Origin of the sequence: Bacillus sp. FSL H8-0492, from assembly GCF_038006145.1 — a bacterium.
GTDB classification, from domain to species: Bacteria; Bacillota; Bacilli; order Bacillales; family Bacillaceae_G; genus Bacillus_A; species Bacillus_A mycoides.
The window spans coordinates 4,809,154-4,821,669 of record NZ_JBBOUP010000001.1 but is presented as its reverse complement, the minus strand read 5'-3'; the positions used below and the strand labels follow the sequence as shown (position 1 = coordinate 4,821,669).

Sequence of the window (12,516 nt, the reverse complement as noted above, 5' to 3'; positions counted from 1 at the left end):
TTATAGGAGAAGGTGAAACAAATGAAGGAATATATAATGTCTCGTGTGTTTAAAGCTTCAGCCGGAATCGCACAGGGTATTTTCGTATCCCTTGGAATTGGTTTACTGATCGAAAATATAGGAAGAATTGTTGATATCCCATTACTTATTACAATCGGAGTTGTTGCAAAATCACTTATGGCACCAGCAATTGGAGCCGGGATTGCCTTTATGCTCGGTGCAAACGGACTCGTAATTTTCTCAGCAATGGTAGCTGGAGCAATTGGAGCAGGTTCCATTTCAATTACTGAAGCTGGTCTCATCATTAAAACAGGTGAACCAATCGGTGCATTATTAACAGCGACTTTAGCAGTTTATATTGGTAAACGATTAAGTGGAAAAACTGCTTTAGATATGATGCTCGTTCCATTTGCAGCAATATTAGGTTCTGGTTTAGTCGGTATTTGGTTAGCTCAAAATATTAGCCCAGTTTTAAATACAGTTGGAGCATTCATTAAAGATAGTTCAGCTGGTAGCCCGTTTATCGCTTCTATCGTGATTGCTGTAGTTTGGGGATTGTTACTTATCTCTCCAGCTTCATCAGCAGCATTAGCAATAGCACTTAGTTTAGACGGTGTTGCAGGCGGTGCAGCACTTGCAGGATGTGTTGCTCAATTTATCGGATTCTCTGTTATTTCAGCGAAAGAAAATAACTTAGGTGGCATATTAGCCCAGGCACTTTGTACTCCAAAAGTACAGTTGCCGAACATTACTAAAAATCCAATGATTCTCGTCCCAACTGTCGTCGCCAGTGCTATAGTGGGCCCAGTATCAGCATTAATTTTCCAACTGGAAGCAGGAAAAGAAATTGCAGGTCTTGGATTAAGCTCTCTTATCGCACCAATTAATTTAATTTCCAGCCAAGGGTGGGAAGTTGTCCCAGCGATGGTAATCACTTATATCATCATTCCAGTAGCTGTTTCTTATATACTGTACATTGCTCTTAAAAAAGCAGGTCGTATTCATTCTGGTGACATGACTGTACCACAATCTTAATTTGAAAATCTCCTTAATATAGAGAAAAGCAGACTGAAGCCACAGTCTGCTTTTTTACATTTTATGATTTTGTTTTACTGGAACACGTACTGTTTCTTTTGCTAATAATAGCTGAACACCAAAGTATAGTACGCTTGCAAGCGTCATTCCAGAAATGGCGTCTACAAATGCATGCTGCTTCGTAAATAATGTTGATAAAATAATAAGCGTACCGAAGAAAGTAAGGATGTAATATTCCAAAGTATGCTGTTCTCTACGCTTAAAGGCAGCTAACATAATTACAAATGTCGTAAGGACATGAATGCTTGGGAAACAGTTTACTGGTTGATCAATACTATAAATATAGCGGACTAGTTCGGAAAATACATCTGTTCCAACGACGGTTGGGCGTGGCACAGTTGTCTGCCAAAAAAAGTAAATTGAAAAACAAGCAAGTTTTCCAAGAATTACACTACTTAAAGTGACATAATATTGCTTTCGATCAGCAAAACAGTAATAAATAAGTGCACCGTATAAGTATGGAAACCAAAGTAAGTAAGGAATAATAAATGCTTTCACAAATGGAATCCAATCATCTACTACAGTTGTGACATCTACTGCGTGAACAGTAGATTTATTTAATACGTCGTAAAGGGGACTTACGAGTACGAGTAGAAGTATATAACTTAACGGAAGAAGAGATGAAAGTTTAAATTTCTTCATGATAATCTCCTATGTTTTAGTAATGTAAATAAATTCAATTGATTATAATATAGAAAATCCAATTGGGCTATCGATTTTACTTACATTTTCTTGAATTCACCTTACATTTTTGTCACTTGACTTAAAAGAGGGGGAGGGTGCTATATGAAGTGTTCATTTTATTTCTTAGTTTTTATATTGTTATGCCTAGTGAGTACTGGGTGTGCAAAGGATAAAGAAGGAGAGAAATTAGAATACAACGGGAGAGCACTCGTAATTGGAGTTGTTGGTGAAAAGCCGAAAGATACGTTTAGAAATATAAAGTTTGAAAATGTGAAGTTAGAGGAATTGGAAAAGAAATCTAAGGAAGTGGATGGTTTTCTAATAATGAAAGATCACTTTCAAGAAGCCTCAACAGAGCAGTATAAAGATGTATTTTCATCGCTAAAGAAACCAGTGTTTTTTATTGGTTTACAAGATAAATCATATTCAACTTTTATTACAAAAGAGATAGAGTATAACAGTGCACGAAAAGATGTAAATGCTATGTATACGCAAGGTTTTGCAAATATCGGAAGTGGTGAAGGACAACAATGGGCAGTTGGTTTATCGAATGGTGGAAATACAGAAGAAAGTATTCATAATATGTATATCGTAGTATTTCAAACAATTGCAGATTATTTGAATAGATGATGAAGGAGCCTGTAAACGAGGCTTCTTATTTTTTTATGTAGAAGCATATAACAATGTGATTGAGAAGCTCACGCAAGCTTTACAACGTATGCCAGATGCATTCGCGGCTGTAATGATACCGATTTATAATTTTATATCAGCTATTGCAGATTTAATTATAAAATTTAATAAAGCGCATCGAGTATTAGCTCGTTTTATCAAGGGATGATAATGTTAGTTCCACATCTCCCCCCTTGCGATTGGTATTGGTTTGTGGGCAGGTATGCAAGCAGTTTTAGCTTCATTATGGCCAATAAGCGTTCCTGTTGAGACTGGACTTGCGGTTATGAGTGGCTAAGGTATGGTTAGTGGCGTCTGCTTGAGCAGGAATTGCAGTAGGATATTCATATGCATATAAACATGTTTATTTATATACTCGTTTACTCTTTCTATACCTCACTACATCATAACGACTATGCCATAGTTATGTAATGGATTTCTGTTGAAAATTAGTATTAAATATCTTAATTGAAGTGCACTGTATTTCTACCCATTCATTTGTTATATCTTGCTCAATTCCTTCTAAATCAATTAGTATGATACTATCGTAGATATTTAGTGTTGCTAAGTTATCCTCACTGTTATAATCTAGCTTAGCAATTACTTTAAAGCCTTTACTATTCTGAATTATTGCATTTGCATTTTTATCTGAAAAGGTTATATTTGTATTCCATATAAATTCATCATCTATATGTATTTCTACATTATAGTTTTCGTTTTTTTCTGGCTTATCCCCATCCCACTCAGCGATAAATGGATTGCTATCTACTTGAACTAAAACTTTATATCCATCTAATAATTTTTCTGATATATCCACTATTTTAATATCCATTGCTTATTACTCCTTTTTATTTTTAATATGGTACTCTAACAAGGGGATTGTCAACATTCATCACGTTATTTACGGGGACAAAGATCCATTTTTCTTTATGAAAGAAAAAATGTAAATAAGAGGATATTTATTGTGAGGATAAGGGGGGAATGATGTTGAAAACTATTAAAAATACATTATTATTTGTTCTATGTTTGGTGGTTCTTAGTGGTTGTTTTACAAGAGAGGGAACGATTGTTGGTGGTAAGGTTCATGGAGGTTCAAATAGTATAGATGGAAAGTATAAAAGTTTCACTGGTTTTGCAACTCAAGATATGGATGTAAAAAAAGGTGAAAGCTGGATATTTACCTTTGATGATAAAACGAAGCAAGGAACCATAAAGGCTTATGTTTTAGATTCAAATGATAATACAATACTGGAAGTTAATAGTGGAAACAGTAAAAATAATATTAAAGTGTCTAAAGATGATACATATAAAGTTAAAATTATAACAGAAGAACATGGTGGAGAATTTGAAATATCATGGAAAAAAGAAAAGTAGTTAAGTTAATGAGTATCGGGCTATTATTATGTTCTTAGGATTCGAATACCTTCCAAAGAGATGGAGAAAAAGGAATTTTGATTATTATTTATGCTATAGATGTATATGTAATATCTATTCCTTTAAAAGTAAAGAAATATAATTCAATTTAATTTCTATTGAATATAGAAGTGATTATGCTATGAAAGTCATGTGTATACATGGCTTTTTCTTTGCAGTAATTTCTTACCTGTCGGTGCTATTGCATCCGTTGTAGCGTTATGCGGCGGGTTATTCATTATGGTTGGTGGCCAGGAACAGGGATTTTCCCTTATTTCAAGAGCTGGGATTGCTAAAGCTATTTTGTCCTACACTAGTAGGGCTTTTTTATTAAAAGTAGTTCCTCAATATTCATGAAATATGCAAATGTGCATATTGTATTTATTTGGATATTTTCTATGTTGAAATTAAATATAGGGATTTTTTAATATATAGAAATGAACTCAGAAATATTCAATGAATTTTGAGAGGTGTTACATGTTTAAAAACAAGAAATTAATTCGATTTGGTCTAACATTACTTGTATGTTTATTTATAATTGATTTTACAATCAGTTATTTTCAAGCATATCTTGAATCAGCGGCAGGTATTAAATGGGTAATATCAGAAACTTGGAGAACTATTTTGTTAGATGCCCCTGAAAGTATATTGGTTATTTTAGGCGCAATTGCTTTATATGATTTCACAAAAGAAACATCTCCAAAAGACGCATCCATTTAAATGCGTCTTTTTTCTTTGCAGTAATTTCTTCGACATTATGGAATACTCTCATTATTACGGCCAAAATCGTTAGTTCCTTTTATCTGTACGCCTTTGTCATGTAAAGCGTTTCCAGGTTTTGTGACTATAGGCTGAAATGGTTAAATAAACGTTTGTTTAAGATATATGTTCGATAAGAAGAAACCGATGCAGCTCAAGGGCTAACAAAGAAAAATGGGGAATTAATCAAACGTTTGTTTAAGATGTATGTTCGGTAGGCAGAAATCGATACGGCTCAAGGGTTAACAAAGAAAAATAGGGAGTTAATCAAACGTTTGTTTAAGATGTATGTTCGGGGAGGGATGCGAGAAGAATCTAAAAAAATTTATATATTTATTTTTTCTTAACAAATGGCGGAAAAATAAGAAAAATTAGCAGGATTATTAAAAATTATCACGAAATAAGTAAAAGTTTAGCGAATAATCGTTTGAAATAATAAAACGTTTTCTATATGATAAAGGTAAAGGTTAGTAAAAAAGTAGGTGAATTTATGACAGTAACATTTTATTCATATCCAAAGTGTGGCACATGTCAAAAAGCAAAGAAATGGTTTGAGGCAAACGATGTAGCATATGAGATGATTCATATTGTTGAAAATCCACCGTCAAAAGAAGATTTACGTAATTTACATGAGAAAAGTGAATTACCATTAAAAAAATTCTTTAATACAAGTGGAATGCGCTACCGCGAACTTGGTTTAAAAGATAAGTTAAAGGATGCAAGCGAAGACGAAATGTATGAGCTTTTAGCATCTGATGGCATGTTGATTAAACGTCCAATTGTAACAGATGGAACGAGTGTAACACTTGGTTTTAACGAAGAGCAGTTTGAAAGTGTGTGGAAAAAGTACCAATAAGGTATTTTTACATAATTAATACATTCACTGGAGGTACAGTCATGAGCATTCCAAATAATTTACGTTACTCTGAAGAACACGAATGGGTAAAAACAGAAGGTAATGCGGTTGTTATCGGTATTACTCATTTTGCGCAAGGTGAGTTAGGCGATATCGTATTCGTTGAACTTCCTGAAGTAGGTGCAACAATCCAAGCTGACGAGCCATTCGGAAGCGTAGAATCTGTTAAAACAGTTTCTGAATTATACGCACCTGTAAGTGGTAAAGTTGTAGCAGTAAACGAAGAATTAAGTGACCAACCAGAACTAGTTAACGAATCTCCATACGAGGGTGCATGGATGGTTAAAGTTGAACTTTCTGATGCAAGCCAAGTTGAGAAGTTATTAACTGCAGAAAAATATGCAGAAATGACAAACCAAGACTAATTATAGTCGAAGAAAAAGGACAGCCTTTGTGCTGTCCTTTTTTATGTTGTGTACATAATGAATTTAAAAACATATATATTAATTATTATGTAGGAGAACGTTTTTGAAAAACTTTTTTCATGGAGGCTTCATGCTGAGCAAGCCGCTTGAGCTTTTCGTTATGATCCAGCTCCAGCGGCTAGATTGTTTGGTGGCTTCGCGTCTTCCTGCGAGGCAAAAAGCGCCTCAAGTTCAGGAGTTCGGGTGCTCTCCTGTTCTGAGCGAGCCGCTTGCGCTTTTCTTTGTCCAGCTCCAGCGGCTAGAACAGTCGGTCATTTCACTCCTTCACTTGAGACAAAAAGCGCCTCTAGTTCAGGAGTTCGGGTGCTCTCTTGTTCTGAGCGAGCCGCTTGCGCTTTTCTTTTGCAAAAATAAACAGGAAACAACATGAAAATAACGAATATACTATATACTAAGTTAAAGGTTGTATAGTATATGGTGATCGGGTGATGACATATGATTTATGTGGAAAAAGTCATTATTGTAGAAGGTAAATCGGATAGAAGAAAGATTGAATCTATTATTCGTGAACCAGTGGAAATTGTTTGTACAAATGGTACAATTGGTTTGTCGAAAATGGATGAGCTCATTGATCAATTTTTTGATAAGGACGTATATGTGCTAGTGGATGCTGATGATGCAGGAGAAAAGTTAAGGAAACAATTCCGAAAAGAATTTCCGCAAGCAGAGCATATTTATATTGATCGCTCGTATCGCGAGGTGGCGACTGCACCTTCTTCACATTTAGCAAATGTATTATGGGGAGCAGACATTGACGTTTATACAGAATATTTACGGTAAGGAATGATAGAAGTGATTGATTGGACAGGTGCCGAAGCTACAGCCCTAATAGGAAATGAAGAAAAAACAGTGTTATATGTGTATACACCAATGTGTGGAACATGCCAATTGGCAAAGAAGATGTTAACGGTCGTTGAGATGACGATTGAAGATTTGAAAATTGGAATGTTAGATTTAAATTATGCCCCGCATTTAGCGAAAGAGTATGGGATAGAAAGTGTACCGTGTTTACTTATTTTTGAAAATGGGACACTGATGAAGAAAATATATGCATTTCATTCGGTGGAATATTTATATACGGAATTAAAGTAGGCGGCAAAGTTTTTGCCGCCTCGACATATTTCTTGGGAAATATGTCGACATGCGTGATAGATACAGTATTTGTCGAGCGAAAATAACAGGATTGCCCTTTAATAAGAGGGAATGGTATGTAATAGAAAGTGATATGAGGGATGTGGTTTAGGATGAAATTATATTCTTTGCTTCAATCATTTGTAAATTACGCTAATGGTCAATATCATTTAGAACCGCTTTTAAGGCAAGGAGAAAGAACTGTTAATTTTCGTTTTGGAGATGAATGCTGTTCGTTACAAATTTCAAGAGATTATATAGAACTTTTGAAAGAGGCGAGAGGAACGGAACAAATCGTTTGTTTAGAGGAAGAGGATGTACAAAAATTAGTGACTGGAAATATGAGGTTGCAAAAGTTAATGAGTGATGGACGGGTACAATATTCTGGAACGTATCGAACGATGTTATTAGTTGAATCGATGTTTCATATATGTAAACCGATGTCAGTCGGAGCTTAAAATTCTGAAGTTTCTTTTTTTACGAAAATTTCTGTTGACAGAGCGTGTGGATATTGATACAATTCAATTCATAAAATATAGACAATTTCATAAATTTTAAATCAGACGAAAATTTAATCTGATTTCTCTTATTAAGAGAGGTGGAGGGACTGTGCCCTGTGAAGCCCGGCAACCGTCAACTTATGTTGAAATGGTGCCAATTCCTGCAAAGCAAATGCTTTGAGAGATGAGAGAGAGGGATAATGTTGTTATATACGCATATAAACCTTTCTGCTTCTCTAGAAGCGGAAAGGTTTTTTGTTGTTTGAATGCGGAGGACATTCAAATAATAAGAGGAGCTATAACGATGGACTACACGCATGAAAAATAAAAAAATGCGGAGTCTATCCAAAGTTTTATGAAATCCAGCTCCAGCGGCTAGAACAGTCGGTCGTTTCATCCCTTCCTATGAGGCAAAAAGCGCCTCTACGTCTGGGATTCCAACGCCCTCTTGTTCTAAATGAGCCGCTTACGCTTTTTAAACAAAAAAGGGGTGAACATCATGATTTTATTAGAAAATGTAAAGAAAATATATAAGGCAAAAAGCGGTGATGTCACTGCTGTAGATAACGCCAACTTACAAATAGAGAAAGGCGAAATATTTGGTGTTATTGGATATAGTGGCGCTGGGAAAAGTTCGTTAATCAGATTGTTTAATCAGTTAGAGAAACCAACTTCTGGCCAAATTACAATTGCGAATCGTGTGATTTCAGCGATTACTGGAAATGAACTTCGTAAGGCAAGACAAGAAATCGGAATGATTTTTCAGCATTTCAACTTACTTTGGTCACGAACTGTGCGTGAAAATATCGCATTCCCACTTGAAATTGCAGGTGTCGATAAGGCGGAGAGAAGAAAACGTGTCGATGAGTTAATTCATCTTGTTGGATTAGAAGGAAGAGGAGACGCGTACCCATCTCAGCTAAGTGGTGGACAAAAGCAGCGCGTCGGGATTGCAAGAGCGTTAGCAAATAATCCACAAGTACTTTTATGTGATGAAGCAACGTCAGCTCTTGATCCGGAAACGACAGATCAAATTTTAGATTTATTGTTAGATATTAATAAGCGTCTCGGCTTAACAATTGTATTGATTACGCATGAGATGCACGTTATTCGCAAAATTTGTAATCGAGTTGCTGTAATGGAGAAAGGGAAGATCGTAGAAACGGGTCCAGTACTTGACGTATTCCGTAATCCACAGCAAGACATTACAAAACGATTTGTACAGCAGTTAACTGATTCTGAAGATACGAATGAAACGATTGAAAGTTTAATAGAAAAGTATCCAGATGGAAAAGTAATTCGTTTGCAGTTTGTCGGTGAAGCGGTAGAAAGACCGGTACTTCAAAGGTTAATGCAGCGCGGTGATATAGAAGTTAGCATTTTGCAAGGAAATATCGCGCAAACGAATAACGGCTCTTACGGAAGTTTAGTCGTTCATTTAAATGGTGAAGAAACAGCGATCCAGCAAGCAATAGAAGGGATTCATCAAGATCAAGTAGAGCTGGAGGTGATTGCACATGGATAAGTTAATCGCAAATATTGATTGGAATCAAATGTTAGAAGCAACTGGTGAAACGTTATATATGACGGCAATCGCAGCGCTTGCCACATTTGTTTTAGGACTTATTTTAGGACTATTACTCTTTATGACAGCGAAAGATAATTTATGGGAAAATAAAGCGATTAATACGGTGATTGGAGCGTTCGTAAACATTTTCCGTTCTATACCGTTCATCATTTTAATTATTTTATTAATCCCGTTCACAAAGATTCTTCTTGGAACAATACTCGGAGCGAGTGCAGCGCTGCCAGCTTTAATTATTGGAGCGGCACCGTTTTACGCGAGAATGGTTGAAATCGCACTTCGTGAAATTGATAAAGGTGTAATTGAAGCTTCAAAAGCGATGGGAGCAAAAACAAGCACAATTATTTTGAAGGTGTTAATTCCAGAATCGTTACCAGCGTTAGTATCTGGTATTACGGTTACGACTATTGCTTTAGTCGGCTATACAGCAATGGCAGGTGTTGTTGGTGCTGGTGGTCTTGGAACACTTGCTTACTTAGAGGGATTCCAGCGTGGAAATAACGATGTAACAATCGTTGCGACAATTTGTGTATTACTCGTTGTATTTTTAATTCAGTGGATTGGTGATAGTTTAACGACTCGAATAGATAAAAGATAATGAAAACAGGGGGATATTTCAAATGAAAAAATTATTACTTACAGCACTTATTTCAACTTCAATTTTTGGGTTAGCTGCTTGTGGCGGGAAAGATAAAGATGAAAAGAAACTTGTTGTTGGTGCTTCTAACGTACCGCACGCTGAAATTTTAGAAAAGGCAAAACCGTTACTTGAGAAAAAAGGAATTGAGTTAGAAATTAAAAAATTCCAAGACTACGTGTTACCGAATAAATCGTTAGCAGATAAAGAATTAGATGCAAACTACTTTCAGCACATTCCGTATTTAGAAAAAGAGATCAAAGATAAGAAATATGATTTTGAAATAGCAGGAAAAATTCATTTAGAACCGATTGGTGTGTATTCTCAAAAATATAAGAGCTTAAAAGAACTTCCAAACGGGGCGACGATTATTATGAGTAATTCTGTTACTGATCATGGTCGTGGTTTAGCAATTTTACAAAAAGAAGGCATTTTAAAAATTAAAGACGGAGTAGAGCCAGTTAAAGCAACTCCAAAAGATATTGCGGATAATCCGAAAAACTTAAAGTTCAAAACAGATATCGAGCCTGGTTTATTGCCACAAGTGTATAACAATAAAGAAGGCGATGCGGTTCTAATTAATTCTAACTATGCAATTGATGCGAAATTAAACCCAGAAAAAGACGCGATTGCAATTGAAGGAAATGATTCTCCATACGCAAACGTAGTAGCTGTTCGTAAAGGCGATAAAGATAAAAAAGAGATTAAAGCTCTTATAGAAGTACTGCATTCTAAAGAAATTGAAGACTTTATTACTAAAGAATATAAAGGGGCAGTTGTTCCTGTAAAAGAATAATTGCGGAAAAAGGGCTGGTGTATGCCGGTCCTTTTTTTACTACATAACTATAGGGGAGAAGGGGACATCATATGAAAAAGATTCTATTGTCAGTTGTTACAGCACTGTCTGTATTTACATTAGCTGCTTGCGGGGGGAAAGATGAGAATAAGCTTGTCGTTGGCGCTTCTAATATACCGCACGCTGTTATTTTAGAAAAGGCACAGCCAATATTAGAGAAAAAGGGCATTAAGTTAGAGATAAAAAAATTCCAGGATTATGTTTTACCAAATAAGGCATTAGCTGATAAAGAAATCGATGCAAATTATTTTCAACATATCCCTTATTTAGATAAAGAGATTCAAGAAAAAGGATACAAAATTGTAAATGCAGGAAAAATTCATTTAGAGCCAATGGGCATTTATTCTAAGAAATATAAAAGCTTAAAAGAACTTCCAGATGGCGGAACAGTTATTATGAGTAATAACGTAGCGGAGCGTGGCCGTATGCTCGTATTGTTACAAAAAGGCGGCGTTATTAAATTAAAAGACGGTGTAGATGTTGTTAAAGCAACAGTAAAAGATGTTGTAGAAAATCCGAAAAATTTAAAGTTTAAAACAGATGTAGAACCTGGACTTTCACCGAAGCTGTACGAAAACAATGAAGGTGATGCTTTATTTATTAATTCAAACTACGCAATTGATGCGAAATTAAATCCAACAAAGGATGCAATCGCAATTGAAGGATCAGACTCTCCTTACGCAAATATTATCGCAGTTCGTAAAGGTGACGAGAAGAAAAAAGAAATTAAAGAGCTAGTAGAAGTGCTACATTCAAAAGAAATTCAAGATTTTATTAACAAAGAATATAAAGGTGCTGTACTTCCTGTGAACGAATAGGTGCTGGAAAGGGCTGGGGATAATCCAGTCCTTTTTTCTTTATATATATAAGAAGAAAGGTGTATCATAAGAGGATGTAAAGGAAATACTTATATACATTTGTGAAAAAATTGTTACATTTTCTTAGTGTTTGCGATATCATTTTATTTGCTATAAGATTAGAATGAGAATAAAATGAGAATATGAACGTTTTAGTAATTTTTAAAATGTATATAGAGGATTAATGGAGGTATTGAGATGGCTGGTTCTACATTAACGGTTAAAGACTTACACGTATCAATCGACGGTAAAGAAATTTTAAAAGGTGTAAACCTTGAAGTAAAAGGTGGAGAAATCCACGCAATTATGGGACCTAACGGAACAGGTAAATCAACTTTATCTTCTGCGATTATGGGTCACCCAAAGTATGAAGTAACAGAAGGTAGCATCATCATCGACGGTGAAGATGTATTAGAAATGGAAGTAGACGAGCGCGCACTAGCAGGTCTATTCTTAGCAATGCAATATCCAAGTGAAATTAGCGGAGTAACAAACGCTGACTTCTTACGTTCTGCAATTAATGCACGTCGTGAAGAAGGCGAAGAAATTTCTCTTATGAAATTTATCCGTACATTAGATAAAAACATGGAATTCCTAGAAATGGATCCAGAAATGGCACAACGTTACTTAAACGAAGGTTTCTCTGGTGGAGAGAAAAAACGTAACGAAATTCTTCAATTAATGATGATTGAGCCAAAAATCGCAATCTTAGATGAAATCGACTCAGGTCTTGATATCGATGCATTAAAAGTTGTATCTAAAGGTATTAACCAAATGCGCGGCGAAGAGTTCGGCTGCCTAATGATTACGCATTACCAACGTTTATTAAACTACATCACTCCAGACTTCGTTCACGTTATGATGAACGGTCGTATCGTTAAATCTGGTGGCCCTGAGCTTGCACAACGTCTAGAAGCTGAAGGTTACGACTGGATTAAAAAAGAATTAGGTATTGAAGACGAAACAGCAGAGCAAGAAGCGTAAGAGAG

At 35.6% G+C, this 12,516-nt stretch carries 19 protein-coding genes and 1 riboswitch; of the genes, 17 read left to right on the top strand and 2 right to left on the bottom strand.

All coding sequences use genetic code 11. The features are described 5' to 3' along the window. Positions 1–21: 21 nt before the first annotated feature. On the top strand, positions 22–1,035 hold the full coding sequence (locus MHH66_RS25015) for a PTS transporter subunit IIC (protein ID WP_002089394.1): 1,014 nt from the start codon (positions 22–24) through the stop codon (positions 1,033–1,035). A gap of 54 nt (positions 1,036–1,089) precedes the next feature. Here the strand turns inward: MHH66_RS25015 and MHH66_RS25010 are convergent, their stop codons facing one another. Continuing rightward, positions 1,090–1,737: a phosphatase PAP2 family protein gene (locus MHH66_RS25010; RefSeq protein WP_002034622.1), complete on the bottom strand. Its 648-nt coding sequence runs from the start codon at positions 1,735–1,737 to the stop codon at positions 1,090–1,092. 144 nt (positions 1,738–1,881) lie between these two features. On the opposite strand from MHH66_RS25010, the gene MHH66_RS25005 reads away from it, so the two are divergent. Both MHH66_RS25005 and MHH66_RS25000 read left to right on the top strand, forming a co-directional pair. Next, a complete protein-coding gene (locus tag MHH66_RS25005; RefSeq protein WP_078185104.1) occupies positions 1,882–2,409 on the top strand; it encodes a hypothetical protein in 528 nt (175 codons plus the stop codon). A gap of 55 nt (positions 2,410–2,464) precedes the next feature. Then, positions 2,465–2,617, top strand: a complete 153-nt coding sequence (locus MHH66_RS25000; RefSeq protein WP_002034624.1) for a hypothetical protein — start codon at positions 2,465–2,467, stop codon at positions 2,615–2,617. Positions 2,618–2,872: 255 nt separating this feature from the next. Here the strand turns inward: MHH66_RS25000 and MHH66_RS24995 are convergent, their stop codons facing one another. Continuing rightward, complete coding sequence (locus MHH66_RS24995) at positions 2,873–3,280, bottom strand: hypothetical protein (protein WP_063218096.1); 408 nt, start codon at positions 3,278–3,280, stop codon at positions 2,873–2,875. 152 nt (positions 3,281–3,432) lie between these two features. On the opposite strand from MHH66_RS24995, the gene MHH66_RS24990 reads away from it, so the two are divergent. From MHH66_RS24990 to sufC, 14 genes are all read left to right on the top strand, one after another. After that, positions 3,433–3,822 (top strand): hypothetical protein, encoded by a 390-nt coding sequence (locus tag MHH66_RS24990; protein ID WP_033709558.1) that lies wholly within the window; start codon positions 3,433–3,435, stop codon positions 3,820–3,822. Between the two features lie 192 nt (positions 3,823–4,014). After that, the gene (locus MHH66_RS24985) at positions 4,015–4,218 is read left to right on the top strand and encodes a hypothetical protein (RefSeq protein ID WP_002034628.1); all 204 of its coding nucleotides are present in this window, start codon (positions 4,015–4,017) and stop codon (positions 4,216–4,218) included. A gap of 120 nt (positions 4,219–4,338) precedes the next feature. After that, positions 4,339–4,581, top strand: coding sequence for a DUF3937 family protein (locus MHH66_RS24980; protein ID WP_002034629.1), 243 nt, complete (start codon positions 4,339–4,341; stop codon positions 4,579–4,581). A gap of 529 nt (positions 4,582–5,110) precedes the next feature. Next, positions 5,111–5,476 (top strand): arsenate reductase family protein, encoded by a 366-nt coding sequence (locus tag MHH66_RS24975; protein ID WP_002129756.1) that lies wholly within the window; start codon positions 5,111–5,113, stop codon positions 5,474–5,476. 41 nt (positions 5,477–5,517) lie between these two features. Then, positions 5,518–5,901 (top strand): glycine cleavage system protein GcvH, encoded by a 384-nt coding sequence (gene gcvH, locus MHH66_RS24970; RefSeq protein ID WP_000026895.1) that lies wholly within the window; start codon positions 5,518–5,520, stop codon positions 5,899–5,901. A gap of 103 nt (positions 5,902–6,004) precedes the next feature. Continuing rightward, positions 6,005–6,331 carry a hypothetical protein gene (locus tag MHH66_RS24965; RefSeq protein ID WP_165689467.1) on the top strand — a complete coding sequence of 109 codons (327 nt, stop codon included), beginning with the start codon at positions 6,005–6,007 and terminating at the stop codon, positions 6,329–6,331. Positions 6,332–6,396: 65 nt separating this feature from the next. Beyond that, positions 6,397–6,741 carry a toprim domain-containing protein gene (locus MHH66_RS24960; protein WP_000640865.1) on the top strand — a complete coding sequence of 115 codons (345 nt, stop codon included), beginning with the start codon at positions 6,397–6,399 and terminating at the stop codon, positions 6,739–6,741. 3 nt (positions 6,742–6,744) lie between these two features. Next, positions 6,745–7,053, top strand: coding sequence for a thioredoxin family protein (locus MHH66_RS24955; RefSeq protein ID WP_002015940.1), 309 nt, complete (start codon positions 6,745–6,747; stop codon positions 7,051–7,053). 152 nt (positions 7,054–7,205) lie between these two features. Then, positions 7,206–7,550 carry a hypothetical protein gene (locus MHH66_RS24950; protein WP_002015939.1) on the top strand — a complete coding sequence of 115 codons (345 nt, stop codon included), beginning with the start codon at positions 7,206–7,208 and terminating at the stop codon, positions 7,548–7,550. A gap of 125 nt (positions 7,551–7,675) precedes the next feature. Further along, a riboswitch (SAM riboswitch) is annotated at positions 7,676–7,783 on the top strand. 308 nt (positions 7,784–8,091) lie between these two features. Further along, the gene (locus MHH66_RS24945) at positions 8,092–9,117 is read left to right on the top strand and encodes a methionine ABC transporter ATP-binding protein (RefSeq protein WP_061673671.1); all 1,026 of its coding nucleotides are present in this window, start codon (positions 8,092–8,094) and stop codon (positions 9,115–9,117) included. Further along, positions 9,110–9,775, top strand: a complete 666-nt coding sequence (locus tag MHH66_RS24940; protein ID WP_002129754.1) for a methionine ABC transporter permease — start codon at positions 9,110–9,112, stop codon at positions 9,773–9,775. Before MHH66_RS24945 ends, MHH66_RS24940 begins: the two co-directional genes overlap by 8 nt. 22 nt (positions 9,776–9,797) lie before the next feature. Then, complete coding sequence (metQ, locus tag MHH66_RS24935) at positions 9,798–10,610, top strand: methionine ABC transporter substrate-binding lipoprotein MetQ (protein ID WP_002015935.1); 813 nt, start codon at positions 9,798–9,800, stop codon at positions 10,608–10,610. Positions 10,611–10,681: 71 nt separating this feature from the next. Continuing rightward, positions 10,682–11,488: a methionine ABC transporter substrate-binding lipoprotein MetQ gene (metQ, locus tag MHH66_RS24930; RefSeq protein WP_078185106.1), complete on the top strand. Its 807-nt coding sequence runs from the start codon at positions 10,682–10,684 to the stop codon at positions 11,486–11,488. A gap of 237 nt (positions 11,489–11,725) precedes the next feature. Continuing rightward, positions 11,726–12,511 carry a Fe-S cluster assembly ATPase SufC gene (sufC, locus tag MHH66_RS24925; RefSeq protein ID WP_002015933.1) on the top strand — a complete coding sequence of 262 codons (786 nt, stop codon included), beginning with the start codon at positions 11,726–11,728 and terminating at the stop codon, positions 12,509–12,511. Positions 12,512–12,516: the final 5 nt, after the last annotated feature.

Coding starts and splice junctions, on each gene's coding strand:
- MHH66_RS25010 (WP_002034622.1), bottom strand. CDS start 1,737: ATGAAGAAATTTAAACTTTCATCTCTTCTTCCGTTAAGTTATATACTT.
- MHH66_RS24975 (WP_002129756.1), top strand. CDS start 5,111: ATGACAGTAACATTTTATTCATATCCAAAGTGTGGCACATGTCAAAAA.
- MHH66_RS24995 (WP_063218096.1), bottom strand. CDS start 3,280: ATGGATATTAAAATAGTGGATATATCAGAAAAATTATTAGATGGATAT.
- MHH66_RS25015 (WP_002089394.1), top strand. CDS start 22: ATGAAGGAATATATAATGTCTCGTGTGTTTAAAGCTTCAGCCGGAATC.
- gcvH (WP_000026895.1), top strand. CDS start 5,518: ATGAGCATTCCAAATAATTTACGTTACTCTGAAGAACACGAATGGGTA.
- MHH66_RS24990 (WP_033709558.1), top strand. CDS start 3,433: ATGTTGAAAACTATTAAAAATACATTATTATTTGTTCTATGTTTGGTG.
- MHH66_RS24950 (WP_002015939.1), top strand. CDS start 7,206: ATGAAATTATATTCTTTGCTTCAATCATTTGTAAATTACGCTAATGGT.
- MHH66_RS24945 (WP_061673671.1), top strand. CDS start 8,092: ATGATTTTATTAGAAAATGTAAAGAAAATATATAAGGCAAAAAGCGGT.
- metQ (WP_078185106.1), top strand. CDS start 10,682: ATGAAAAAGATTCTATTGTCAGTTGTTACAGCACTGTCTGTATTTACA.
- MHH66_RS24980 (WP_002034629.1), top strand. CDS start 4,339: ATGTTTAAAAACAAGAAATTAATTCGATTTGGTCTAACATTACTTGTA.
- MHH66_RS24940 (WP_002129754.1), top strand. CDS start 9,110: ATGGATAAGTTAATCGCAAATATTGATTGGAATCAAATGTTAGAAGCA.
- sufC (WP_002015933.1), top strand. CDS start 11,726: ATGGCTGGTTCTACATTAACGGTTAAAGACTTACACGTATCAATCGAC.
- metQ (WP_002015935.1), top strand. CDS start 9,798: ATGAAAAAATTATTACTTACAGCACTTATTTCAACTTCAATTTTTGGG.
- MHH66_RS25005 (WP_078185104.1), top strand. CDS start 1,882: ATGAAGTGTTCATTTTATTTCTTAGTTTTTATATTGTTATGCCTAGTG.
- MHH66_RS24955 (WP_002015940.1), top strand. CDS start 6,745: ATGATAGAAGTGATTGATTGGACAGGTGCCGAAGCTACAGCCCTAATA.
- MHH66_RS24960 (WP_000640865.1), top strand. CDS start 6,397: ATGATTTATGTGGAAAAAGTCATTATTGTAGAAGGTAAATCGGATAGA.